General features: G+C 66.4%; 21 protein-coding genes. 11 read left to right on the forward strand and 10 right to left on the reverse strand.

The window, feature by feature from the left end; all coding sequences use genetic code 11:
• The 7 genes from KHN93_RS14955 to pdxH form a co-directional block, all read right to left on the reverse strand.
• Positions 1 to 405: a DUF350 domain-containing protein gene (locus tag KHN93_RS14955; RefSeq protein ID WP_047126964.1), complete on the reverse strand. Its 405-nt coding sequence runs from the start codon at positions 403 to 405 to the stop codon at positions 1 to 3.
• 37 nt (positions 406 to 442) lie between these two features.
• The gene (locus KHN93_RS14960) at positions 443 to 1,120 is read right to left on the reverse strand and encodes a YjfK family protein (protein ID WP_039519725.1); all 678 of its coding nucleotides are present in this window, start codon (positions 1,118 to 1,120) and stop codon (positions 443 to 445) included.
• The gene (locus tag KHN93_RS14965) at positions 1,117 to 2,199 is read right to left on the reverse strand and encodes a potassium channel family protein (RefSeq protein ID WP_211920562.1); all 1,083 of its coding nucleotides are present in this window, start codon (positions 2,197 to 2,199) and stop codon (positions 1,117 to 1,119) included. The genes KHN93_RS14960 and KHN93_RS14965 overlap by 4 nt, the downstream gene beginning before the upstream one ends.
• A 25-nt stretch (positions 2,200 to 2,224) precedes the next feature.
• Entirely contained in the window at positions 2,225 to 2,995 is a 771-nt protein-coding gene (locus KHN93_RS14970) for a PspA/IM30 family protein (RefSeq protein WP_039515231.1), read from the reverse strand.
• A 12-nt stretch (positions 2,996 to 3,007) separates the two neighbouring features.
• Entirely contained in the window at positions 3,008 to 3,424 is a 417-nt protein-coding gene (locus KHN93_RS14975; RefSeq protein WP_005995044.1) for a YjfI family protein, read from the reverse strand.
• Positions 3,425 to 3,556: 132 nt separating this feature from the next.
• The gene (gene aac(6'), locus KHN93_RS14980; protein WP_211920564.1) at positions 3,557 to 4,012 is read right to left on the reverse strand and encodes an aminoglycoside 6'-N-acetyltransferase; all 456 of its coding nucleotides are present in this window, start codon (positions 4,010 to 4,012) and stop codon (positions 3,557 to 3,559) included.
• Positions 4,009 to 4,608 carry a pyridoxamine 5'-phosphate oxidase gene (pdxH, locus tag KHN93_RS14985; protein WP_102253689.1) on the reverse strand — a complete coding sequence of 200 codons (600 nt, stop codon included), beginning with the start codon at positions 4,606 to 4,608 and terminating at the stop codon, positions 4,009 to 4,011. Before pdxH ends, aac(6') begins: the two co-directional genes overlap by 4 nt.
• Before the next feature lie 344 nt (positions 4,609 to 4,952).
• Here pdxH and KHN93_RS14990 point away from each other — a divergent pair, with 344 nt between their 5' ends.
• From KHN93_RS14990 to mdtD, 5 genes are all read left to right on the forward strand, one after another.
• A complete protein-coding gene (locus KHN93_RS14990; protein WP_102253688.1) occupies positions 4,953 to 5,495 on the forward strand; it encodes a shikimate kinase in 543 nt (180 codons plus the stop codon).
• Positions 5,492 to 6,604 (forward strand): 3-dehydroquinate synthase, encoded by a 1,113-nt coding sequence (gene aroB, locus KHN93_RS14995; protein ID WP_211920566.1) that lies wholly within the window; start codon positions 5,492 to 5,494, stop codon positions 6,602 to 6,604. Before KHN93_RS14990 ends, aroB begins: the two co-directional genes overlap by 4 nt.
• A gap of 196 nt (positions 6,605 to 6,800) precedes the next feature.
• The gene (locus KHN93_RS15000; protein WP_006449079.1) at positions 6,801 to 7,052 is read left to right on the forward strand and encodes a WGR domain-containing protein; all 252 of its coding nucleotides are present in this window, start codon (positions 6,801 to 6,803) and stop codon (positions 7,050 to 7,052) included.
• An 8-nt stretch (positions 7,053 to 7,060) separates the two neighbouring features.
• A complete protein-coding gene (hemE, locus tag KHN93_RS15005) occupies positions 7,061 to 8,125 on the forward strand; it encodes a uroporphyrinogen decarboxylase (protein ID WP_039519712.1) in 1,065 nt (354 codons plus the stop codon).
• Between the two features lie 208 nt (positions 8,126 to 8,333).
• Positions 8,334 to 9,755 (forward strand): multidrug transporter subunit MdtD, encoded by a 1,422-nt coding sequence (mdtD, locus tag KHN93_RS15010; protein ID WP_211920568.1) that lies wholly within the window; start codon positions 8,334 to 8,336, stop codon positions 9,753 to 9,755.
• A 57-nt stretch (positions 9,756 to 9,812) separates the two neighbouring features.
• Here mdtD and KHN93_RS15015 read toward each other — a convergent pair whose 3' ends face one another.
• Together KHN93_RS15015 and KHN93_RS15020 are read right to left on the reverse strand one after the other, a co-directional pair.
• The gene (locus KHN93_RS15015) at positions 9,813 to 13,355 is read right to left on the reverse strand and encodes a hybrid sensor histidine kinase/response regulator (RefSeq protein WP_244812252.1); all 3,543 of its coding nucleotides are present in this window, start codon (positions 13,353 to 13,355) and stop codon (positions 9,813 to 9,815) included.
• A 237-nt stretch (positions 13,356 to 13,592) separates the two neighbouring features.
• Positions 13,593 to 17,150: a hybrid sensor histidine kinase/response regulator gene (locus KHN93_RS15020; RefSeq protein WP_211920572.1), complete on the reverse strand. Its 3,558-nt coding sequence runs from the start codon at positions 17,148 to 17,150 to the stop codon at positions 13,593 to 13,595.
• A 96-nt stretch (positions 17,151 to 17,246) separates the two neighbouring features.
• Between KHN93_RS15020 and KHN93_RS15025 the strand changes: the two genes are divergently transcribed.
• The 4 genes from KHN93_RS15025 to KHN93_RS15040 all read left to right on the forward strand — a co-directional run bounded on the left by KHN93_RS15025 (position 17,247) and on the right by KHN93_RS15040 (position 19,833).
• Positions 17,247 to 17,903, forward strand: coding sequence for a YceI family protein (locus KHN93_RS15025; RefSeq protein WP_104559810.1), 657 nt, complete (start codon positions 17,247 to 17,249; stop codon positions 17,901 to 17,903).
• A gap of 2 nt (positions 17,904 to 17,905) precedes the next feature.
• On the forward strand, positions 17,906 to 18,469 hold the full coding sequence (locus tag KHN93_RS15030) for a cytochrome b (RefSeq protein ID WP_047126974.1): 564 nt from the start codon (positions 17,906 to 17,908) through the stop codon (positions 18,467 to 18,469).
• 11 nt (positions 18,470 to 18,480) lie between these two features.
• The gene (locus KHN93_RS15035; RefSeq protein WP_039526101.1) at positions 18,481 to 19,050 is read left to right on the forward strand and encodes a YceI family protein; all 570 of its coding nucleotides are present in this window, start codon (positions 18,481 to 18,483) and stop codon (positions 19,048 to 19,050) included.
• Between the two features lie 150 nt (positions 19,051 to 19,200).
• Positions 19,201 to 19,833, forward strand: a complete 633-nt coding sequence (locus KHN93_RS15040) for a cold shock domain-containing protein (protein WP_342344381.1) — start codon at positions 19,201 to 19,203, stop codon at positions 19,831 to 19,833.
• A gap of 503 nt (positions 19,834 to 20,336) precedes the next feature.
• Here KHN93_RS15040 and KHN93_RS15045 read toward each other — a convergent pair.
• Positions 20,337 to 20,570, reverse strand: coding sequence for a glutaredoxin family protein (locus tag KHN93_RS15045; RefSeq protein ID WP_211920576.1), 234 nt, complete (start codon positions 20,568 to 20,570; stop codon positions 20,337 to 20,339).
• An 85-nt stretch (positions 20,571 to 20,655) separates the two neighbouring features.
• Between KHN93_RS15045 and KHN93_RS15050 the strand changes: the two genes are divergently transcribed.
• Positions 20,656 to 22,038, forward strand: a complete 1,383-nt coding sequence (locus tag KHN93_RS15050) for an L-serine ammonia-lyase (RefSeq protein WP_024939240.1) — start codon at positions 20,656 to 20,658, stop codon at positions 22,036 to 22,038.
• Between the two features lie 171 nt (positions 22,039 to 22,209).
• Positions 22,210 to 23,205, forward strand: coding sequence for an alpha/beta fold hydrolase (locus KHN93_RS15055; RefSeq protein ID WP_211920578.1), 996 nt, complete (start codon positions 22,210 to 22,212; stop codon positions 23,203 to 23,205).
• Positions 23,206 to 23,306 lie beyond the last annotated feature (101 nt).

Consider the following 23,306-nt stretch of genomic DNA (forward strand, 5'->3'; position numbering starts at 1 on the left):
TTACGGCGTGATCGCCGCGGCATTGATCAGCCCGACCGCGATCGACACGCCGGCCGAGAAGATGCCGGCGGCGGTGACGTTGTCGGTGATCTGCCGCGAGATGCGCCCGGCCACCAGATTGGCCAGCAGATACGCCACGATCTGGATGCCGCAGGCGACCGCGCCCCAGATCAGCGCATCGACCAGGCTCACCGAATGGGTGATGGCCGAATGCAGCGGCAATGCCACACCGATCAGATTGCCGGCCAAGGCGGTGGCCGCAGCCACGTTGCCCTGCCGCAGCAGGGTGAAATCCTTGTGCGGGGTGACCAGAGTCACCAGCACCACCGCCACGATCAACACGCCCAGGCCGGTGCCGAAGTAGGAAAGAAACGCAAGAAAACTCTGCAGGTTGATCGGGTTCATGACAGGACCAGGGTAAGTGGAGGACGAGCGCGCACGCTCAGGTGATATCCAGATCGGCGACGGTGACATCGATGCCGACCGCATAGGTGACGCAGAATTCGTTGGGGCCGGAATCCTCGCCGGTGACCAGCAGGAATTCCTCGCGCTGCAGCTCCGGCACATCGCGGCTGTAGAGCATGGCGTAGTGGGTCAGATCGCCATCGCGGCGCGGCGGCTGATAGCGGTACAGCACCTCGTCGTAGGCAATCGGCGGGATGCGCGCGGCACCGTCGGTGGACTGCGTGGCGCGTTGCCAGCGCTTGCCGGCGTACTCGATCTGCGCCGCACCCAGATGCGGATGCTGCATCACGAACTCCTGAAACGCCTGCTTGCTTGGCGGATTGACCGTCTCGCAATACACGAAGGCCTTCATCGCCTCCAGATCGCCGCCAACGGTGGTGACCTGCAGGAACGCGTCGTCGTCCAGATAGAAACGATGCAGGGCATAGCCATCGCCCAGATTGACGTGGCCGTAGCACGGAATGCCTTGATGCCCGCCCGGCAACTCGGCGGTCATGGCCTCCGGTGCCATGCGGTACAACGTGGTATCGATCTCCAGCTGCCCACCCACGCGCAAGCCCAGCGGCAGCGCGTGACCGATGGCGCCAGTGCCGGAGGTGGGCAACGGCGGCGGCTGTGGTTGACCGAACAACTTGCTGAAAAAACTCATCGTCATGCACCTTGTGGCGATGGGGAATGGGACACGGCCGCAGCGCGCAGAGCCTGCCAGGCAATGGCATGCACCGGCACGCGCTGTTCGGCCAGGTAATACAGCATGGCACCGGCCGGGACAGCGGTGTGTGCGGGCGGGTTCAAGCGCAGCGCGCCATCGGGCGCGCGCAGGCCCAGCAACAGGGCGCCGCGCTGGCCGAAATCGGCGGCCAGCCCGCGGTAATCCAGCGGGTCGACCTCGGCAGGAACCGCCAGGCTGAACTGGGTCGGGCCATCGTCCACCGACAGCAGTTCGGCCGTGATCGCCGCGCTGCCCGGATCCTGCGCCGCGCGGGCCAGGATCTCGGCGGTCATCGGCCGCGTGCATTCGATCGCCGGATAGTGGCAATTGACCAGCCGCGCGGCGCTGCCCGAGTCGAAGTGCGCCACGACGTGCGCACGCGGCGCATGCGCCATCAGCGCGAACACCGCCGCCAGGGTCTGGTCGTCCGAGGGCGGGTTGACGATCACCCGCGCCGCACCGGCGATGCCGGCACGCAGGTACACTTCGGTATGCGTGTAGGACTCGGCGGCGATGAAGCGCATATGGTCGGGCATCGGGTTCTCGGCCACGCCCTCGGCAATCAACACCACGCCTTCGTCGTCGGTGGCGGTGTCGGACAGCAACAGCTCCAGCAAGCGTGTGGACGCGGCGCCCTGCCAGCCGATCAGGATGGTGTGCCCGCGCAGATCGGCATAAGCCATCTTGCCCATGTGGTGGCGCCTCCAGAAGGTGATGAGCACGCCGCTGGTCTTGGCCAGCACCGTGGCGAACAGCGCCACCGCGCCCGGCATCAGCACGAACGCGGCGATATAGCGACCGGCCACCGAACCCGGCGACAGGTCGCCGTAGCCGATGGTGGTGGCGGTGGTCATGTAGTAGTACGGAAACGCGTCCAGGCCAACGAGCTTTTGCTCGCCGGCCAGCAGCAGCAACACCCAACTCAGCCCCATGTGCGCCAGCAATGCCAGTGCCACCATGCCCCAGCTGACGCGGCGCACGTGGCGCCGCACTATCCGCAACAGCTTTCCGACGATGATCATGGCGCGTCCTGTGCCGTGCGGCGGATCAGCTGTCGCTGCGCGGAACCTGCTGCACGTCGCGCACCTGGCCGATCAGCGGCGCGCTGCCGCCGGCGGTGTCGTGGCCGAGCTGGGCCGGCTTCTTGAAGCGTGCCAGCACTGCGGCGGCGTTGGACTCGCCTTCCATCAGGCCGGCCGCGGCCAGACGCCGGTTCAGATCGCCGTCGCCGCTGGACGCCTCCAGCTCTTCGGCCGATTCGATGCGTGCAGAGGTTTCGGCCTGACGCGCCTTGATCCGCTCCAGCGATTCCAGTGCCGAGCCCATCTTGCTGCTGGCACCGGAATGGCGCGCGGCAATCGCCGCCTGCGCCTTCTGCACCGCGTCGGTGGCCTTGACGGTGTCGATCTGCTGGCGCATGCCGCGCAGCTGGTTCTCGGTCTTCTGGATGGTGGCCTTGAGCGTCACCACCGACTGGTCCAGCGAGCTCTTGGAAGCCTTGTCGCCGGCGTCCTCGCTTTCCAGCGCCGCCAGCTTGACCGCCACGTCGTGCGCCAGTGCCTCGTCGTTCTTGGCCAGCGCACCTTCGATGTAACGCGTGTATTCGGCCATCTTGCCGGCGCGCGCGTCGATCTTCTGCTGGGCGAGCTTGCTCTGCGCCATCAGCTTGGTCAGCTCCTCGCGCGAGCGCGTGAGCTGGGCGCCGGCATCGCGCATTTCCTGGTCCAGGATGCGCAGCGCGTTGGCGTCGACCGCCTTCTGGCCGGTTTCGTGTGCAGTGCCACGCAGCAGCGTGATCAGCTTTGAAAAGATACTCATGACAACACGCCTTTAGGAAAAGAACGGCTTGAGAGATTCGGCGGCATCCAGCGTATTGGCCGCCAGGGTCTGGATTTCCTCGTCGATCTGGTCGAGCGTGGACGACGCCGACAGTTCGCCAAAGACCACATAGCTATCCTTGCCGTCGACCTGCACCAGGCCCAGGTTGGACAAGGGATTGAGCGGGTTGAGGCGTAGGCAGGCGTCGTTGAACGCCGCGCGGTCGCTGACCTGGTCGGCATTGGCCAGCAGCGTGGAAACAAACACCTGCGAGCCGGAGGCGGCGACCTGGATCTGCATGTCGCCGTGGTCGGCCAGGGTGAGGTTGATGGCCGGCTCCAGCCCGTCGATCAGTTCGACCTCGATCGGCTGGTCGCGATAGCGCTCGGCCAGCAGGCCGTGCAATTCGACAGTGGTGTACTGCGTCATACGATGTCCTGTCCTTTGGTCATGCAGCGGTGGTGATGCAGATGCCGCTGCGGTGATGCAGCAGCAGCCGTGCAATGGGCGGACATACTACAGACTGTCCGCGACCGGCAGAAAGGGCCGGAAGTCAGCCGGTCAGGCCAGCTGCAGGCGGTAGTAGACCACCCGTTCAGTTGGCTCGAAGCCGCATGCCGCATGCGCCGCCTGGGCACCGCTGTCGTCCAGCCGCGCATCGGAGGCTAGCTCCGCGCAGCCCCGCTCCCGCGTCCACTCCACTGCCGCGGCCACCAGCGCGCGACCGAGCCCGCGGCCGCGCCAGGCCGGACTCACATACCAGCCTTCCAGAAAGCCCACCGGCGTGCTCTCGGTGCCATTGACGTAGTCGTGGCGCACCGACACCTCGGCAAACCCCAGCGCCGCATCTGCGTCGTCCACCACCAGCAGGTGGCTGGCGTCTGCCTGCGCCAGCGCGGCCTGCAGCTCGGCGAGGCCATCGTCGGCATCGGGCCACAAGGCCAGGCGCAGGGCCAGCAAGGCCTGCGCATCGGCGCCCACCGCCACGCGCACCCGCCAGCCGGCCTGCGTGCTCACGGATACAGCATCCGCTTGCTCCAGTGGCTGGCCGCATCGGCCTCGTAGCGCCAGCGCTCGTGCAGGCGGAACTTGGCGCCGTACCAGAACTCGAATGCCTGCGGCACCACCCGGAACCCGCCCCAGCCATCCGGGCGCGGCACCTCGCGGCCTTCGAAGGTGGCTTCGACCTTGGCGATGGCCGCGTCGAACTCCTCGCGCGAGCCCAGCGTCTGCGACTGCAGCGAGGCCCAGGCGCCGATCTGGCTCATGCGCGGGCGCGAGGCGAAGTAGGCATCCGATTCCTCCGCGCCGACCAGTTGCACGCCGCCCTCGATGCGCACCTGGATGCCGGCCTCGCGCAGGCTGCGCCACAGGAACAGCAGGGCGGCCTGCGGATGGGTCTGCAGGTCGCGGCCCTTCGCGCTGTCCAGGTGGGTGTAGAACACGAACCCGCGCGCATCGAAGGCCTTGAGCAGCACGGTGCGCGCGCTCGGCCGGCCGTCCACGTTGGCAGTGGCCACGGTCATTGCGCTGGCTTCGAGTTCGGCGCCGGCCTGCGCCTCGGCGTACAGCGCGGTAAAGGTGGCAAGGGCTTCTGCGTACAGATCGGTCATGGCGGTGCGAGGGCAGCAAGATTGACGCCTATTGTGGGCGCATCGGGCCTGCTTCGCCTATGCGCGGCGGTCGACAGGCCCGCGCCGCTGCCAGGACCTGCGGCTGATGCCTGAAAGCAGGTCGCGCGCATGCTCTTCGGCGTCTTCGCATCACTGCCACCAGGCTGCCGAGCACTCGCCACCGGTTGCGTGCAGCCACTCCATCTTCAGCGGTCGTCCCAGCCGTTGTCCGCGCAGCGTGGGTGTCGATGCTGCTGCGCGCAGACGACGGGCGCCGTGCACGAATGGTTTCAATCCATGCGGATCGGCCCGGTGCGCGGGCCCGAATGCTACGATCCCTGCGCATGAACCCCGCTCCCAATCTCGTGATGGTCGGCCCGATGGGCGCCGGAAAAAGCTGCATCGGCCGCCGCCTGGCCGAGCGCTTCGGGCTGGAGTTCGTCGATGTGGACCAGGCCATCGTCGAGCAGGTCGGCAGCAGCATCCCGGCCATTTTCGAGCAGCACGGCGAAGCGCGGTTCCGGCAGCACGAGGTCCAGACCCTGCAGACGCTGCTGGAGCAGGACAACAAGCTGATTTCCACCGGCGGTGGCGCGGTGCTGGATCCGCTCAACCGCCAGCGCATCCGCGAGCGCGGCTTTGTGGTGTACCTGCACGTCAGCGTGCCGGCACAGCTGACCCGGCTGGCGCGCGACCGCAACCGGCCGTTGTTGCAACGCGCCGACCGCGAGCAGGTGCTGCACGCGATGGCCGCGCAGCGCACCCCGCTGTACCAGGAGGTCGCCGACCTCAGCCTGGAAACCGATCACTTCTCCCCCGCCGAGGCCACCGCGCAGCTGGTGCTGCGCCTGGCCGCGCAATGGCGCATGTCGAGTACCCCCGCATGACACTTCCCCGTTCCTCGCGCAGCGTCGATGTCGACGGTGCGCAGCCGTACACCATCACCATTGCGCCCGGCCTGCTGGCCGACGGCGCACGCCTGGCCAGCCATGTGCGCGGCCGCCACGTATTGCTGCTCAGCGACTCGCAGGTGGCCCCGCAGTACGCCGCCGGCGTGCGCAAGGCGCTGCTGCAGGCGCGCCCGGACCTGCAACTGGGCGAGCTGGTGATCGCCGCCGGCGAAGCCTCCAAGACGCTGGACAATTTCGGCGCCGCGATCGTGGCATTGGCCGAACTGGGCGCCACCCGCGACGCCTGCGTGTTCGCACTCGGCGGCGGCGTGGTCGGCGACTTGGCCGGGTTCGCGGCGGCCTGCTGGATGCGCGGGGTGGACTGTGTGCAACTACCCACCAGCCTGCTGGCGATGGTGGATTCCTCGGTCGGCGGCAAGACCGCGGTGGACATCCCGCAGGGCAAGAACCTGGTCGGCGCGTTCCATCCGCCACGCGCAGTGATTGCCGATACCCACACCTTGCACACCCTGCCCGCACGCGAGCTGCGCGCCGGGCTGGCCGAGGTGATCAAGTACGGCGCCATCCGCGACCCGCTGTTCTTCCAATGGCTGCATGCCGAACGCAGGGCGCTGCTGGAGGGTGATGCCGACGCGCTGGCGCAGGCGATCGCGCGCAGCTGCGAGCACAAGGCCGACATCGTGGCGCGCGACCCGCTGGAAAAGGGCGAGCGTGCCCTGCTCAACCTGGGCCATACCTTCGGCCATGCGATCGAGACCGAACAGGGCTACGGCGCGCCCGGCAACGACAACCTCAACCATGGCGAAGCGGTCGCGGTGGGCATGGTGCTGGCCGCGCGGCTGTCGGCCGCGCTGGGCATGAGCGATGCGCGGGACACCGAAGCGCTGCGCGCGCTGCTGCATGACTTCGACCTGCCCACCGACATTCCGCCCGGCCTGTCGCCGCAGGCCCTGCTGGGGCGCATGCGGCTGGACAAGAAGAACATCGCCGGCCGCCTGCGGCTGGTCTTGTGGCGCGGCATCGGCAAGGCCGAGGTGGTACCCGACGTCGACGAGGCGGCAGTGCTGGAGATCCTGGCGGGCTGAGCAACGCCATCACTCACTGTCTCCGGCGCATTCGCAGGAGCGCCCCCGGGCGCAACAGGGCCTTGCCGGTAAATCCCCATCGCGCCCAGGTGCGCTCCTACGCGATCCCTGCATGCCGCCGCTCCCTTCGCAAGCGGAGCAACCCGGCGTGCCCATTGCCCCCAGCCTTCAGCACCGCCCGGCTACAATCGGCGTCATGCGCATCCACTTGCAACACGATCCTGGCGGCAACGCGCCGCTCCGCTACGTCCAGCTGACCCTGCAACCGGACTTGTTCGGCGGCTGGGAGCTGCTGCGCGAAAGCGGCGAGATCGGTGGACGCTCGCAGTTGCGACGCGACCAATACCTGCTGCAGGACGAAGCGGACCGGGCCTTCGACAAGGCGCGCGACACCCACCTCAAACGCGGCTTCCAACTCATCACCGGCGGCGCCGACGCGCCGCGCTGAGGAACACCATGCTCAAGAATGATCGCCTGTTGCGCGCACTGAACCGTCAGCCCGTGGACCGCACCCCTGTGTGGCTGATGCGCCAGGCCGGCCGCTATCTGCCGGAATACCGCGCCACCCGTGCGCGCGCCGGCAGCTTCCTCGGCATGGCCAAGAATCCCGAGATCGCCTGCGAAGTGACACTGCAGCCGCTGCAACGCTTTCCGCTGGACGCGGCGATCCTGTTCTCCGACATCCTGACCATTCCCGATGCGATGGGCCTGGAGCTGTATTTCGTCGAAGGCGAAGGCCCCAAGTTCCGCCACCCGGTGCGCGATGCCGCCGCAATCCATCGGCTGGGCGTGCCGGACATGGAAACCGAGCTGCGTTACGTGATGGATGCGGTGCGCCTGATCCGCCGTGAGCTGGACGGCGCGGTGCCGCTGATCGGCTTCTCCGGCAGCCCGTGGACGCTGGCCTGCTACATGATCGAAGGCGGCGGCAGCAAGGAATACGCGCGCATCAAGGCCATGGCGTTCAACGCACCGGAGGTGCTGCATCACCTGCTCGGCACCGTTACCGATGCGGTGATCGCCTACCTGTCGGCACAACGTGCGGCCGGTGCGCAGGCGTTGCAGGTGTTCGACACCTGGGGCGGCGTGTTGTCGCCGGCGATGTACCGCGAATTCTCGCTGCCCTACCTCACCCGCATCGCGCGCGAGCTGGAACGCGGCGACGGCGCCGAACGCACCCCGCTGGTGTTGTTCGGCAAGGGCAACGGCGCTTACGTGAGCGAGCTTGCCGCCAGCGGTGCCGAAGCGGTAGGCGTGGACTGGACCATCGCGCTGGCCGACGCCGCCCAGCGCGCCGGCGGCCGCGTCGCGCTGCAAGGCAACCTGGACCCGGCCACCCTGTACGGCTCGCCCGAGGCGATCCGCGCCGAGGTCGGCAAGACCCTGGACAGCTACGCCCAGGGCAACGGCGGCTCGCGCGAAGGCCATGTCTTCAACCTCGGCCACGGCATGTCGCCGGATATGGATCCGGAACATGTTGGCGTGCTGGTGGAAGCGGTGCAGACGCTGAGCAAGCGCTAAGGCGCCACGCGACCAGCCGCGCGTGATGCGCGGTTGGTCGCCGCTAGATCCGGCATGACGCGCGGTGCTAGGCGATGGTCCATCCCGCATGATGTGATGGACTGATCGCAGGACACGCCTTGAAGCCTGGGCCGCGAATGCGCACGTTTTTCTGAGTTCCTGCACATCGGCGTGGGGATAATGCCCTGTCTCCTCGACAGTGGTCGCCATGTCTCAGCCCGTCCCCACCTTGCGCGCCTACGACACCATCAAGCCGCTGCTGTGGCTGGTGTCGCTGGCGATCTTCATGCAGATGCTGGATGCGACCATCGTCAATACGGCGTTGCCGTCGATGGCGCGCAGCCTGCATGAAAGCCCGCTGCAGATGCAGTCGGTGGTCTTCAGTTACGCGTTGGCGGTAGCGATGTTCATCCCTGCATCGGGCTGGATTGCGGACCGCTTCGGCACCCGGCGTACCTTCCTGGCGGCGATCATCGTGTTTACGTTGGGCTCGCTGCTGTGCGCCGCCGCGCAGCAGCTGCCGCAGCTGGTGGCGGCGCGCGTGGTGCAAGGCATTGGCGGGGCGATGCTGCTGCCGGTGGGCCGGCTGGCAGTGCTCAAGACCGTGGCGCGCGCCGACTTCCTGCGCGCGATGAGCTTCATCGCGATTCCCGCATTGATCGGCCCACTCATCGGCCCCACGCTGGGTGGCTGGCTGGTGGAAGTCGCCTCGTGGCACTGGGTGTTCCTGATCAACCTGCCGATCGGCGTGATCGGTTTCATCGCCGCACTGAAGATCATGCCCGACCACTACGGCGATGCACGCCAGCGCTTCGATCTGATCGGCTATCTGATGCTGGCGTTCGGCATGGTGGCACTGTCGCTGGCGCTGGACGGCATTTCCGAGCTCGGCCTGCGCCATGCCTTCGTCATGCTGCTGGCCATCGGTGGGCTGGCCGCGTTGGCCGGTTATTGGTTGCATGCGGCCAGCACGCCGGCGGCGTTGTTTCCGCTGGCCTTGTTCAAGGTGGCCAGCTATCGCATCGGCATCCTGGGCAACCTGTTCGCGCGGGTGGGCAGCGGCTCGATGCCGTTCCTGATTCCGCTGTTGTTGCAGGTCGGCCTGGGCATGAGCCCGATGAATGCCGGGCTGATGATGGTGCCGGTGGCGTTGGCCGGCATGGCGGCCAAACGTGCCGCGGTGAAGCTGGTCGGTCGCTTCGGCTACCGCCGTGTGCTGATGCTCAACACCGTGCTGGTGGGCGTAGCGATGGCCAGCTTTGCCTTGATCGATGTGGGCCAGCCGCTATGGCTGCGGCTGGTGCAGCTGGCCTGCTTTGGCGCGGTGAACTCGCTGCAGTTCACCGTCATGAACACCGTGACCCTGCGCGACCTCGATCGCGAGCAGGCCAGCCCCGGTAACAGCCTGCTATCGATGGTGATGATGCTGGCGACCGGTTTCGGCGCGGCGGCGGCGGGCAGCTTGTTGGCCGCCTTCAACACGCATCTGGGCGACAGCCACGGCGCCACGGCAGCGCTCCATGCAACCTTTTTGTGCGTCGGTGGCATCACCTTGTCGTCGACGCTGATCTTCTGGCAGCTGGCCGAGACGCGGCCGCATCCCAAGCAGGTGGAAGAAGTCGCCGAATGACGCGACCTCGGCGACATCGACCAGCGCTATGCGCGATGTCAACCGCGGCACACGGCTCTAGATCTCATCGCGCGGGCGTTCGCGCCGCAATGCCTCGGCGATGGTGTCGGCCAGCATGTCGCCGGTAAGCGGCTTACGCAGGAAGCTGTCGAATCCAGCTTCCTGCGCGGTGGGTTCGGCCTCTTCGTCCGAACGTGCGGTCACTGCGACCAGCGGCATGTCGTAACCGAACACGCGCAGCTGCCGCGCCAGGGCGAAGCCGTCCAGCCCGGGAAGATCCAGATCGAGCAAGGCCAGATCGAAAGGGTTGTCGGCCGCTTCGGTCAGCGCGGCCAGCCCGTGTGGCGCATGCACCACCGAGTGACCTTGCGAACGCAGCAGGCCAACGATGACCTCGGCGATGGTGGGGTCGTCTTCCACCAGCAGAATGCGCTGCGGGGCGACCGTGCCCCCGGCGCGCGCCACCTCGCCACCGAGCGTGGCGTTGGAAGCGACCCAGCGCAGCGGCAGATCGACCACGAAGCGCGTGCCCGCGCCCAACCGGCTGATCACTTCGATATGCCCGCCCATCGCCATCGCCAGTTCCTGGCAGATGGCCAGACCCAGGCCGCTGCCGCCGTAGCGCGAGGTGGTCTTGGCGCCGTCGCCCTGTTCGAAGCGCTGGAACAGGCGCGCTTTCTGGTCGGCGTTGATGCCCGGGCCGGTATCGGCCACTTCGAAACGCAGCCCCTGATACGACCCGAGCGTGGTCAGCTTGAGCCCGACCACACCGCGCTCGGTGAACTTGATCGCATTGCTGAGCAGGTTGAGCAGAATCTGGCGAATGCGGGTGACATCGCCGCTGGCGGTGATGTCGCCAAGCAGCCCGATTTCCAGGCTGAAACGCAGGCCGCGCTCCTGTGCCAGTGGCGCCATCAGGCCTTCCACCTCGGCCACCAGCTGGCGTACCGAGAACGGCTCCAGATCCAGTTCCAGGCGGCCGGATTCGATCCGCGCCAGGTCCAGCGCATCGTTGACCAGGCGCAGCAGATGCGCGCCGGCACGACGGATTGATTCGGTATAGCTGCGTTGTTTATTGTCCAGCGAGGTCTTGAGCAACAGTTCGCTCATGCCCAGCACGCCGGTCATCGGGGTACGCACCTCGTGGCCGAGTGTGGCCAGGAAGCGCGTCTTGGCCAACGACGCCTGCTCGGCCAGCTCCTGCTTGTGCACCGCCAGCTGCCAGGCGTTCAAACGCCGCAGGCGGCGGCGATACAACAACACCGCCGCGGCGATGACGCAGAGCGCGAGCAGGCCCAGAAACACCAGTCCCCACGGCGCCAGCCACCACGGCGGCAGCACCTGAAAACGTAGCGTCTGGCTGGCCGACCAGATGCCATCGGCGGTGCGCCCCTGCACTTCCAGCGTGTAATGCCCCGCGGGCAGCCGCGAAAACTGCCGCTCGCCGCTGGGACCGACATCGATCCAGTCCGGATCGTAGCCACTCAAACGAAAGCGGTAACTGTTGGATTCGGAATCGGCCAGGCTGAGCAGGCGCGCGACGATATGCAGATCGCGGTCGCCGTCCTGCATCGTCAGCGGCTCCTGTCCGGTGATATCCAGACCACGCTCCCCGCGCCGCAAGCCCACGCGTTCGATGATCAACGGCGGCCTGCGCGTGCTGGGGCGCATCGTGGCCGGATCGAACACCACCACGCCGTCGGGCGATGCAGCAACAATCCGCCCGCTGCCGGCCTGCACCAGGGTGTTGATCAGCAACTGCTGGTTGGGGAGCCCATCATGCACCCCGTACACGCGCACCAACCTGCTGCCGGGATCGATCCGGATCAGGCCGCGTTGACTGGACACCCAGGCCACGCCCCTGGCATCGACCACCAGGCCGTTGGGCGCCACCATCGGAAACTCCTGCTCCTTTCCGACCGTGTCCAGGTGCTTGAGCCGCTTTCCATCCCACAGATACCGCCGGATCTCGCCGGCCAACCCGGTCCAGACCACGCCCCCCTCTCCCAGCCGGAACAGATACGTCGGCAGGGACGGCGTGCCCTCGACGGGGACAAATCGGTCGGCAGCGGGGTCCCAGCGCCGTAGACCGGCGTTATTGCTCAGCCATATCTGACCATCCGGGCCAAGGCGTAGGTCCAGGATGGTCAACACCTCCAGTCCATGACTGCCATTGACGATGGTCCGCAGCAGTTGGCCCTCCTGATTGCGGATTTGCAGGCCATATTCCAGTACCGTCACCCACAGGCGGCCCTGCGCGTCCTCTGCCATCCAGCCCGGTCGGTCCGCAGCACCGTCCGGATCGGGTTCGACATCCTCACGCAACTGCCAGCGTTTGACTTGCCGGGTCTGCGGGTCGTACCGGACCAATTTTCCTTCGACGCCGATCCAGACCAACCCACCCCGGCTTTCAAGCATGGAGTCGGGCGGACGGGCATCGATCTGAGCCAGATGCTTCTGCAGTTGGCCGGTTGCCGCATCGAGATACTCCAGCACATGCCGCGAACCAGCCAGCCAGACACCGCCCGCAGCCGAAGACGCCGTCGCCAGCACGGACGGATTGGCCAGCGACTGTGAGTCATCGCCGTGGTGGGCCAGTACCGCAAAGGTGTCCCAATGCGGAGGCAGGTGCCACAGGCCGCCTTCGAGCGCCGCAAACCACAGCCCGCCCTCCCGATCTTCGTAGGCTGCAATCCAGTTGCGCCTGACCAGGCCGTGCGCCGACAGGCTGTAGACCGGGACACTGCTGATCTCGGTTCCTGCGGTGGACAGGCCCAGGCCGCTGTCGGTGTCCAGCCAATAGCGCCCGCTGCGATCGTGCAGCAACACCCCCATGACCCGCCGCTTGCTCACGGCTTTCTGCCATGGCTGGGGCCGCGCCTGGCCATCGGCGCCCACACGAAACGCATCGCCGACCACATCCGACACCCACAAGGTGTTGCCGCTGTGTTCCATTTGCAGGCGATTGACCGCCTGCGTGGTTCCAGGCAACCGCACCCGTTGAAAATGCGCACCGTCCCAGCGCGCGAGCCCGCCATGGGTCCCGATCCACAATGTTCCGTCGGGCGCGACCTCGAACCCGATCACGCTGTCGGACGGCAGGCTGGTCGGGTCGCTGGGCACGTTGGAAAATCGCTGCATGCTGCCATCGGGACGTCGCCGATATAGCCCGTGGGCAGCAGTACCAAGCCAGACATCGCCGTTCGGGGTGTTTGCCAGCGCCCACACCGTGATTTCGCGCAGCTCCGGAAACTGCGGGTTTTCCAGCCGCCTGAATGTGCGCGTCTTGGCCTCCAGAAACCCGGCCCCGCCGTTCTCGAACCCCATCCACACCCGATTGTCACGATCGACGCAGATGGTCCAAATCGCGTTGCTGGTCAGCCCTTCTTCCATCCGCCAGATGCGGTAATTGCGGCCATCGAATCTGGCCAGGCCGTCATCGCTGGCGATCCACAGATAGCCCTGCTGGTCTTCGGCAAGCTCACTGACGGTGTCCGAGGGCAGCCCGTCGGCGACCGTGACCTGGCTGGGCACCGGCGTGAGCAGCGCGTGCGTGGCCGCCCGTGCAGGTGGCACCGTGGCGCACAGCCCCAGCGACACTGCCGCGATCAACCAATAGGAAAAACACAAAAAAAGGCGCACTGGACAGGTTTCACGACAAGTCGCCGCATAGTGCGGGCCGCACGCGGTGCGAGCAAGCCCGAGCGGGCCTACCGCGTCGCTCGTCCGTTTCCACTTTACGGCCCGAACCGGCGCATGCACGGGGTCTCGATCTGGTTCACCGCTGTTGCATCCGCGCCAGGCGGCAACCGTACGACGGGGGCAAGCGACGACAGCTTAGTCGACGGCCGGGACGTCATCCGCATCGGCGGCGGCGGCGGCCAGCACACCTGCCAGTGCCTGTGCCAGCAACTCTCCGGTGACCGGCTTGCGCAGGAAGCCATTGCAGCCGGCGGCCATCGCCTGCGGTTCTGCGTCAGCATCGGCACGTGCGGTGACCGCAACGATCGGAAAGCGCACGCCGCGCGCACGCAACTGCGCGACCAGCGCCGCGCCGTCGATGCCCGGCAGGTCCAGATCGCACAGCCCCGCATCGAAGCTGCGCGTACTCACCTCGGCCAACGCCGCCAGACCGTGCAGGACATGGGTGACCCGATGACCACGCGTCTGCAGCAGGCCAATGATCACCTGCGCCACGGTCGGGTCGTCCTCGATCAGCAGCAACTGCAATGGCGCCTGTGCATGGGACGAGCTTGCCCGTGCAGGCGCGGGCACCGCAGGGAGCGCACTCACCCAGCGCAGCGGCAGCTCGACGACAAAACACGCCCCCTGCCCCAGTTCGCTGCTGACCGTCACCGCACCGCCCATCGCCGCTGCCAGTTCGCGGCAGATCGCCAGGCCCAGGCCGCTGCCACCATGCCGGGCCAGCGTCACGGCGCCTTCGGCCTGCTCGAAGCGCTGGAACAGGCGCCCGCGCTGTTCTGCACTCATGCCCGGGCCGGTGTCGCACACTTCGATCCGGATGCCTTGCTTGTGGCTTTGCGGCACCACCGCCACACGCAGGCTGACGCTGCCACGCTCGGTGAACTTGACCGCATTGAACAACAGGTTGAGCAGGATCTGTTGCACCCGGCTGGCATCGCCATGCAATGCAGGCGGCAGCGCGTCATCCAGCTCGCACGCAAAGGCCAGTTGCTTCTGCTCGGCGCTCGGGCGCACCAGCTCGGCCACCTGGCCGATCAATTGACGCAGATCGAAGTCGCGGTAATCCAGCGGCAGCTTGCCGGCCTCGATCCGCGCCAGATCCAATGCATCGTTGACCAGCCGCAGCAGATGCTTGCCGGCCAACTGGATCGCGCTGGCATAACCCTGCTGACGGCCATCCAACGGCGTCTGCAGCAGCAACTCGCTCATGCCCAGCACACCGGTCATCGGCGTCCGCACTTCGTGCCCCAGGGTCGCAAGAAAGCGCGTCTTGGCCAACGATGCCTGTTCGGCCAGCTCGCGTTTGTGCTGGGCCAGCTGCCATTGCGCGCGCATGCGCACACGGCGGCGGTAGGCGGCGGCGAGCAGGCCAGCGAGCAGCACGGCGAGCATGCAGATCAGCGCAATGCCGGCATCGCTGCGCCACCACGGTGGAGTGACCGAAAAGCGCAGCGACTGCACCTGCGATGCATTGCCCAAGGGGTCGATCCCCTGCATCTGCAGGACATAGTTGCCCGGCGGCAGCGAGGAGAATTCGCGCATTCCTGCCGCACCGTGCTCCATCCATTCGGTATCGAACCCCGACAGCCGGGTACGGTAACGATTGGCCATCGGATCGACGAACGAGAGCAGCCGCATGTTGATGCGCAACTGGCGGTCATTCGGCGCGAGCGAAAAGCCACCGAGGATCGGCAACGCCTGACGGCGGTCGGCACGCTGGACGCTTACCGCCTCCAGACGCATCTGCGGTGTGAATGACGGCACATCCGGCGCCTTGGTATCGATCAGCAGCGTGTAGCCATCTGCAGTCCCACCGACCAGCACCCCATCGCGCGCCATCAGCAGACAGCGGCGGCTGAACTCCTGGCTGGTCAATCCGTCGCGCGCACTAAAACTGCGGATCTTGGCGCGCGGCGTACGTGCATCGATGCGCCACAGGCCACGCGGCCCGGACATCCATACGCGTCCAAGCTCATCGCGTTCGAGACCATAGGCATCCATCGCCGGAAACCCTTCGGCGGCAAGAATCCGGCGCACCCGCTTCCACGCGGTACCGTCTTTCTGCCAACGCTCCATGCTGCCGGCGCGGTAAAGCCACAGGTGGCTTTGATCCTCGAAGACGAAGCGCTGGATCGGATCGATCTGCAGGCCGGGCACTGCGACGAACCGATGTGACTCGGACTGCCAGACATACATGCCGCCGACGGCGCTCAGCCACAGGTTGCCATCCGGTGCCACGCTCAGCTGACTGGGAATCACCTCTTTCAAGCCATGTGGGTCGGCCTGGGAAATCGTCTCCAGCACGCGCCCGGTCACCGGATTTCGCCGCTGGATCACTTGCTCGTAAGCGCTCCACAGCGTGCCGTCGCCAGATTCGCCCAACCAGATGACCGCCTCGGCAGGCCCGTCGCCGCTGAAATGCTCGAGAGCGCCTGTGCCCAGATCCAGCCGCGACAACTGGTGCTCCCCATTGCCGAGCCAGAGCTGCCCCCGACTGTCCTCCAGGGTCGTCGCAACCTGCAGATCGCGCAGGTCGGGATGCTGGATGCCGGTCTGCACAAGCGCCCCGGTGGACGTGTCGTAACGCAGCAACCGCCCACTGCTGTCGAACTGCCAAAGCCCACCCGATCGGTTGGCTGGCGCAAGACTGCATGCGATGCCCTTGCCCTGGTCGTTGATCTGTCTGAAGGCGGCAGTGCGGCGCCAGTCTTCGCGCAGGTAGGCCAGCCCGCGCCCATGCAGGGGCACCCAGATCCCACCGTGCGGACTGCGCCAGATGGTCGTCACGTGGCGGTTGGAGACCAGCGGTGCATCGCCGTTGTTGACCGGTGTCGGCGGATGATCGGGACGGGTATGCCACAGCCCCTGTTCGGTGCCCAGCCAGAACTCGCCATCGCCGGCGTCGGCCACGGTCCAGGCGCGGTTGCCGGTGGCGAACATCGGTGCCCAGGAAGGCGTATGCCAGGCACCGGACGCGTCCATGTAACGCAGCCCGGTGTCCATCGAAGCCCACAGCCGCTGGCCCACCCACTGCAAGGCGGTGATGCCGCTGCCGTCGCCATCCGGCCGCACCCGGTGCAATGCCAGGCCGTCGTAATACGCCAGCCCGCCCAGCGTGCCGATCCACATCCGATCGCGATCGTCCAGCGCTAGCGCATACACCGGACTTGCCGGCAGCGGCTCCTCCATCTTCGCCAGGTCGAAGGAGGTGAATTTCCCCGCGGCATCCAGACGCAAGACACTGCCGTTGGACAATCCAAACCAGACCTCGTCGCCGCGCCCGGCGATGGCATACACGTCCCCCAGCGCCAGCTCGGGCACATCGTCGGGAAGATACGCGGTCAGCTTGCGCCGGTCGGCACTGAGCATCGCCACGCCTGCGCCGCCCAAGGCCAGCCAGATCCGATCCTGACGGTCGATATACAGCGCCTGCAAGATATTGCTGCGCAGCGAGTAGCGATCGGTCGGGTTGTTCCGCCAGACCTTGAACTCTGCGCCGTCGTACCTGACCAACCCGTCGGTGGTGGTCATCCACAGATAGCCGGCGCGGTCCTGCGCGATGGCGGTGATCATGGTCGAGGGCAGCCCCTCGGCAGCGCCGACAATGCGGAAGCGCGGAATCGCCGGCACGCCTGCCAATGCCGGACACACAGTCAGGGCGGCAAGCAGCACGAACAACAGGTAACGCATGTGGGCATCCTTTCCACGTCCAGCCCGCATGCTCGCAACGGATCGTTGCGAGTGCAAGCCAAGCGCGGTGCAGCGGGATATGTCTAGAATCCGACCATGACAACCCTCGCCCGCCTGTTGCTGCTTCCCGCCCTGGTCGTGACCAGCCTTGCCGCGACCGCCGCGCCGGTGCGTTACGCGCTGGATCCGGTGCACACGCGGGTGCTGTTTGCGGTCGAACATGCCGGCTTTTCCAAGGCGTTGGGCACCGTTTCCGGAACTAGCGGCACGCTGGTGTTCGACCCGGACGACTGGGCCTCGGCACGGCTGGACGTGACCGTGCCGCTGCGCCGCGCCGACCTGGGCGATGCCAAGTGGAACGAGGCCACCCTGGCACGCAACCTACTCGACGCCGAGCGCTTTCCCGACGCGCATTTCGTCTCCACGCAGGTGGAAGCCAGCGGCGAAAACCACGCCAAGGTCACCGGCAATCTGACCCTGCACGGGGTCACCCGCCCGGTCACCCTGGACGTCACCCTCAATGCGCTCAAGCGCCATCCATTGCCGCCGTTCCGCCGCACTGCCGGGTTCTCCGCCACCGCCACGCTGAGCCGTGCGGAGTTCGGTATCGACGCGTGGAAATCGATGATCGGCGATACGGTGGAGCTGCGCATCGAAGCCGAAGCCGTGCGCGAAGGCCGCGCCGACGACGACGCGCCGCAACCCCAAAACGCACCCACCGCCCCTGACGCCGCGCCCAGCCCGGAATCCTGAGCATGACCCTGAAGAACGTCGAACGCTGGGGCGGTGTCAGCCAGACCCTGCACTGGCTGATCGCTTTACTGATCCTGGTGCTCGGCATCGTCGGCCTGACCATGGGCGAATTGCCCAAGACGCCGAAATACTTCTGGGTCTACACCGCACACAAATCGGTGGGCCTGACCGTGTTGGCACTGGTGATCGTCCGGCTGGGCTGGCGCCTTTATGCGGGCGCGCCGCCACCGGTGACCGGCACCCCGCGTTGGCAGGAACGCATCGCCGGGCTGACCCACTGGCTGCTGTACGCGATGATCTTTGCGATGCCGCTGTCGGGCTGGTTGTACGACTCCACCAGCGGCCTGCGCCCGTTCCGCTGGTTTGGCCTGTTTGCCGTGCCCAAGCTCAGCCCGCCGGACGAACAATTGCGTGCGGTTGCGCACTTCATCCACGAGTGGGGCTTCTGGCTGTTGATTGCCGTGGTGCTGGCGCATGCCGGCGCTGCGCTCTACCACCATCTGTTCCAGCGTGACGCCACCTTGGTGCGGATGTTGCCGCGCGGTTGGCTCTCTTCCAAACCCTAAAGGATTCCCCCATGTCGTCCAGGTTGTTCGCCTCTCCCCTGCTGGTCGCCGCCTCCCTGGTGGCCACGTTCGCCACCGCCCCGGTCCTCGCTGCCGACTATGTGCAGGCGCCCGGCTCGTCGCTAGTGTTTGCCAGCAAGTACGACGGTGAAGTGTTTACCGGCAAGTTCCCCGGTTTCGACACCACGCTGAGTTTCGACCCGGCCAATCTTGCCGGCGCCAAGCTCGATGTGCGCATCCCGCTGGCCAGTGCCATCAGCGGCAACAACGACCGTGACTCGACCCTGCAGGGGCCGGACTTCTTCAATGTCGCCAAGTTCGCCACCGCGCGCTACCGCGCCGACAAGTTCCGCGCACTCGGCGGCAACCAGTACGCGGCCGACGGCACGCTGGAACTGCGCGGCGTCAGCAAGCCGGTCACGCTGACCTTCACTTGGACACCCGGCGCGCAGCCGGTGCTGGCCGGCAAGGCGCTGGTCAAGCGCCTGGACTTCGGCGTCGGCGGCGGCGACTGGGCCGATACCAAGACCATTCCCAACGAAACCGCGATCAGCACCAAGGTCGTGTTCAAGGCGAAGTAACGCCACCGGCCGCAACCGGACGCGGCCATTGAACGGCGGACTACCTCGTCGGGTCCGCCGTTTTTTTGTGCCTGGCGGTCGGATGACACCGCGCGACAGCTAGACTCGGCATCCATCCAAGGGACGCCGCCGATGCGCACACATGGAACCTTGACCCGCTGGAATACCGATCGCGGCTTCGGCTTCATCACGCCGGCGCAACCGGGTGATGATTTGTTCGTGCACATTTCAGCGTTTCCACGCAGCGCGGACGCACCACGCATCGGCGAGCTGATTTCCTTCGAGATCGAACCGGGCAAGGATGGACGACGGCAGGCAGTGCGCGTGATGCGCGGCGGCCAGCATGCAGCCGGACCTGGCGCACGCCGGCAGCATGCGGCAGCGCAATCACCATTGCCCCATCGCTCGCTCGGGCTGGGCAAGGTCATGTTGCTGCTGCTTGTGACAGGTGCTGGCGGCTATGCGTATCTCAATCGGGACGCGCTGATGCCAGGCTCTGCGCCTACTGAAACTGCGTCAACAGCTCCAGCACGGGCACCGGCAAACAGGACGCAGCCAGACCGCGCAGCGCTCCAGAGCTCGCCCGCACTAACGGCAACTGCAGCGGCAGGCAGAACGTCGGCCACAACCGCACCCACACCGCACGACAGCTGCGGCGGGCGCAAACACTGCTCGCAGATGACCTCCTGCGACGATGCCACCTGGGTGCTGCGCAACTGCCCCGACACAACGATGGACGGCGACCACGATAGCGTGCCCTGCGAGCAGCAGTGGTGCCATTGAATCAATACGGCTGACACCTTGAACGGGCGGCCGACACGATTCGTTTGTTAGCCCCATCTTGTTGGATGCAGTCAAAAGCCGAGGTCAAACGCTGAGTCGGTCGAAGGCGCGGTGCCCTCACCGCTTGCGGGACACGCCGTGACCACGCCCCTGGGGGCTCGGTGGCGGCATCCATGCCGCCACACGGTCCCGCAATCGGCGAGGACACCGCACCAGAAAGTTTGCCGATTGCTCTGTTGAAAACCATACACACCGACCAGCTCGACGGGTCCTTGTCCGCCCACCGTCGCGGGCCCTTACGCGGCATGGATGCCGCGTAAGAGCCTACATGGACGTACTTGCGGCGTGTTCCGCGAGGGTGGGCGGGCAAGGGCCCTGCAGCCAAGCAGCAGGTCAGCCGCCTTGCAGCGAAGACCCAGATTATCTGTACCAGACCGGCACGACGTCGTTTTCAGCCACTCCAGATCCAAAATACGGCGCGTACCGGAGGCGAACACGCCGCTTCATCGCGTGCCGGCATTCAACCACTCGCGCAACCGCCGGCTGTCGAATGGCCAGCCCAGCTCGCGCCCGTGCGCATCGCGCAGCACCGGCACGCGCTCCCCATAAGCGGCCTCAAGCGCCGCATCGCCGTCGATGAAGACACTGCCGAACTCGCCTGCGCGTGCCTGCGCCAGCACTTCCACGGCCTGGTCGCACAGGTGGCAATCGTCGCGCTGGTACAGGATCAAGGCCATCGGGAGCTCCCATGCTGCGCTGCAGCCGTGCCGCAAGCGCCGAGCGACTAGAATAGCCGCCTTTACGCTCACCTCTCCGGCAAGCATGGCTGTCAGCACGTTCGACCTGTTCAAGATCGGCATCGGTCCGAGTTCCTCCCACACCGTGGGGCCGATGCGCGCGGCCGAGCGCTTTGTGCATCGTTGGCTGCTGGATGCCGGCCGCCTGCAGGATGTGGTGCGTATCCGCGCCGAGGTCTTTGGCTCGCTGGCCCTGACCGGCCGCGGCCACGGCACCGACAAGGCCGTGCTGCTCGGCCTGGAAGGCCACCGCCCCAACCTGATCGACCCGGACATCATCCCGGCCACGCTGGAGCGCATCCGCACCAGCAAGCGCATCAGCCTGATGGGCCAGCACGTCATCGCCTTCGACGAAAAACGCGACCTGCCGATGAACAAGCGGCAGAAGCTGCCCTACCACACCAACGGCATGCGCTTTACCGCCTACGATGCCGATGAAGCGGTGATCGCCACGCGCGACTACTACTCGGTCGGCGGCGGCTTCGTGGTCAACCAGGACGATGCCGCCGACGACCGCATCGTGGCCGACGAAACGCCGCTGCCCTACCCCTTCCTCAGCGGCGACGAACTGCTCGCGCAATGCGCACGCAGCGGCCTGAGCATCGCCGCGCTGATGTTCGAAAACGAAAAGAGCTGGCGCAGCGAGGACGAGATTCGCGCTGGTCTGCGCGAGCTGTGGGCGGCAATGCAGTCCTGCGTGGAGCGCGGCATCCGCCAGGAAGGCACGCTGCCGGGCGGCCTGAACGTCTCGCGGCGCGCGCCGGCGTTGTATCGCGAACTGTCGTCCAAACCGGAAGCGGCGATGCGCGATCCGCTGACCACACTGGACTGGGTCAATCTCTACGCACTGGCCGTCAACGAGGAAAACGCGGCTGGTGGTCGTGTGGTCACTGCACCCACCAACGGCGCGGCCGGCATCATCCCGGCAGTGCTGCATTACTTCGACCGCTTCTGCCCCGGTGCATCCGAGCAGCGCATCTTCGACTTCCTGCTCACCGCTGCGGCCATCGGCATCCTCTACAAGGAAAATGCCTCCATTTCCGGCGCCGAGGTCGGCTGCCAGGGCGAAGTGGGCGTGGCCTGTTCGATGGCCGCCGGCGGCCTGGTCGCCGCGCTGGGCGGCAATCCCGGGCAGATCGAAAACGCCGCGGAAATCGGCATGGAACACAACCTGGGCCTGACCTGCGACCCGATCGGCGGCCTGGTGCAGATCCCCTGCATCGAACGCAATGCAATGGGCGCGGTCAAGGCGATCAACGCCAGCCGCATGGCCATGCGCGGCGACGGCAAGCACAAGGTGTCGCTGGACAAGGTCATCAAGACCATGCGCGACACCGGCCGCGATATGCAGGACAAGTACAAGGAAACCAGCCGCGGCGGCCTGGCGGTCAACGTTATCGAGTGCTGAGCCGGGCGCGGTCCCGGGCCGCGCCCTGTATTGCAGTCACACTCCAGGCATCGCCAAACTGGGCGATGCGTCCAACGGCAGCGCCCGCCGATGCAGTCGCATGCCAGCGCTGTACGTCCCCACCACATGCCGCCATGTACCGTCTGACGCTGGATTCCGACGGAGATCGCGATGCGACAGCTTGCCTGCACTCTCGCCCTGGCCCTGGCCTGCGGCCCATTGATGGCACAGGAAACCAGCTACGGCCCGCGCCTGGAAGGCTTCGACTACCCCCATCCGGTCAAGACCTTTGCGCTCACCTCGCAACGGCAGCCGCTGGAAATGGCGTACCTGGATGTCGCGCCCACCGGCAAACCCAACGGGCACACCGCCGTGTTGCTGCATGGCAAGAACTTCTGCGCCGCCACCTGGGAACAGACCATTGCCGCGTTGAGCACCGCCGGCTACCGCGTCGTTGCGCCTGACCAGGTGGGCTTCTGCAAGTCCAGCAAGCCGGCCGCCTATCAGTTTTCCTTCGCGCAATTGGCCGACAACACCCAGGCGCTGCTGAAAAAATTGGGCATCGAACGTGCTGTAGTAGTCGGCCATTCGATGGGCGGCATGCTCGCCATCCGTTACGCGCTGATGTATCCGCAGGCCACCGAGCACCTGGCCTTGGTCGACCCGATCGGCCTGGAAGATTGGAAGGCCGAAGGCATTCCGTGGCGTAGCGTCGACGCCTGGTACGACAACGAACTGAAGATCAGCTTCGAGCGCATCAAGAAGTATCAGATGGAGGTCTACTACGCCGGCCAGTGGAAGCCAGAGTTCGAACGCTGGGCGCGCATGCAGGCCGGCATGTCGCTGGGCAACGGCAGGCAGGCGGTTGCCTGGAACCAGGCGCTGACCTACGACATGGTGTTCAACCAACCGGTGGTCTACGAACTGCCCAAACTCAGCGTGCCGACCACGCTGTTCATTGGCCTCAAGGACCGCACCGCGATCGGCAAGGACACCGCACCGCCGGAGGTCAAGGCACGTGTCGGCGATTACACCAAGCTGGGCAAGCGTGCGGCCGAGGCGATTCCGAACGCGAAGCTCGTCGAATTCGCCGACCTCGGACATTCGCCGCAGGTGCAGGACCCGACACGGTTCAATGCCGCGTTACTGAAGGCGATTGCGCCGTAAGCAGCACGACGGCAGCGCACTGGCATGACCAACGCGTCTTCGAAAGCTGCAGCTTGCGGACAAGCGAGCTGCAGTTGGATGCGTTTGCAACGTGCAGAGCG

It is taken from the genome of Xanthomonas arboricola pv. juglandis (genome assembly GCF_905367715.1).
Taxonomy (GTDB): domain Bacteria; phylum Pseudomonadota; class Gammaproteobacteria; order Xanthomonadales; family Xanthomonadaceae; genus Xanthomonas; species Xanthomonas arboricola.

Coding starts and splice junctions, on each gene's coding strand:
- KHN93_RS14955 (WP_047126964.1), bottom strand. CDS start 405: ATGAACCCGATCAACCTGCAGAGTTTTCTTGCGTTTCTTTCCTACTTC.
- KHN93_RS14960 (WP_039519725.1), bottom strand. CDS start 1,120: ATGACGATGAGTTTTTTCAGCAAGTTGTTCGGTCAACCACAGCCGCCG.
- KHN93_RS14965 (WP_211920562.1), bottom strand. CDS start 2,199: ATGATCATCGTCGGAAAGCTGTTGCGGATAGTGCGGCGCCACGTGCGC.
- KHN93_RS14970 (WP_039515231.1), bottom strand. CDS start 2,995: ATGAGTATCTTTTCAAAGCTGATCACGCTGCTGCGTGGCACTGCACAC.
- KHN93_RS14975 (WP_005995044.1), bottom strand. CDS start 3,424: ATGACGCAGTACACCACTGTCGAATTGCACGGCCTGCTGGCCGAGCGC.
- pdxH (WP_102253689.1), bottom strand. CDS start 4,608: ATGACCGATCTGTACGCAGAAGCCCTTGCCACCTTTACCGCGCTGTAC.
- KHN93_RS14990 (WP_102253688.1), top strand. CDS start 4,953: ATGAACCCCGCTCCCAATCTCGTGATGGTCGGCCCGATGGGCGCCGGA.
- aroB (WP_211920566.1), top strand. CDS start 5,492: ATGACACTTCCCCGTTCCTCGCGCAGCGTCGATGTCGACGGTGCGCAG.
- KHN93_RS15000 (WP_006449079.1), top strand. CDS start 6,801: ATGCGCATCCACTTGCAACACGATCCTGGCGGCAACGCGCCGCTCCGC.
- hemE (WP_039519712.1), top strand. CDS start 7,061: ATGCTCAAGAATGATCGCCTGTTGCGCGCACTGAACCGTCAGCCCGTG.
- mdtD (WP_211920568.1), top strand. CDS start 8,334: ATGTCTCAGCCCGTCCCCACCTTGCGCGCCTACGACACCATCAAGCCG.
- KHN93_RS15020 (WP_211920572.1), bottom strand. CDS start 17,150: ATGCGTTACCTGTTGTTCGTGCTGCTTGCCGCCCTGACTGTGTGTCCG.
- KHN93_RS15025 (WP_104559810.1), top strand. CDS start 17,247: ATGACAACCCTCGCCCGCCTGTTGCTGCTTCCCGCCCTGGTCGTGACC.
- KHN93_RS15030 (WP_047126974.1), top strand. CDS start 17,906: ATGACCCTGAAGAACGTCGAACGCTGGGGCGGTGTCAGCCAGACCCTG.
- KHN93_RS15035 (WP_039526101.1), top strand. CDS start 18,481: ATGTCGTCCAGGTTGTTCGCCTCTCCCCTGCTGGTCGCCGCCTCCCTG.
- KHN93_RS15045 (WP_211920576.1), bottom strand. CDS start 20,570: ATGGCCTTGATCCTGTACCAGCGCGACGATTGCCACCTGTGCGACCAG.
- KHN93_RS15050 (WP_024939240.1), top strand. CDS start 20,656: ATGGCTGTCAGCACGTTCGACCTGTTCAAGATCGGCATCGGTCCGAGT.
- KHN93_RS15055 (WP_211920578.1), top strand. CDS start 22,210: ATGCGACAGCTTGCCTGCACTCTCGCCCTGGCCCTGGCCTGCGGCCCA.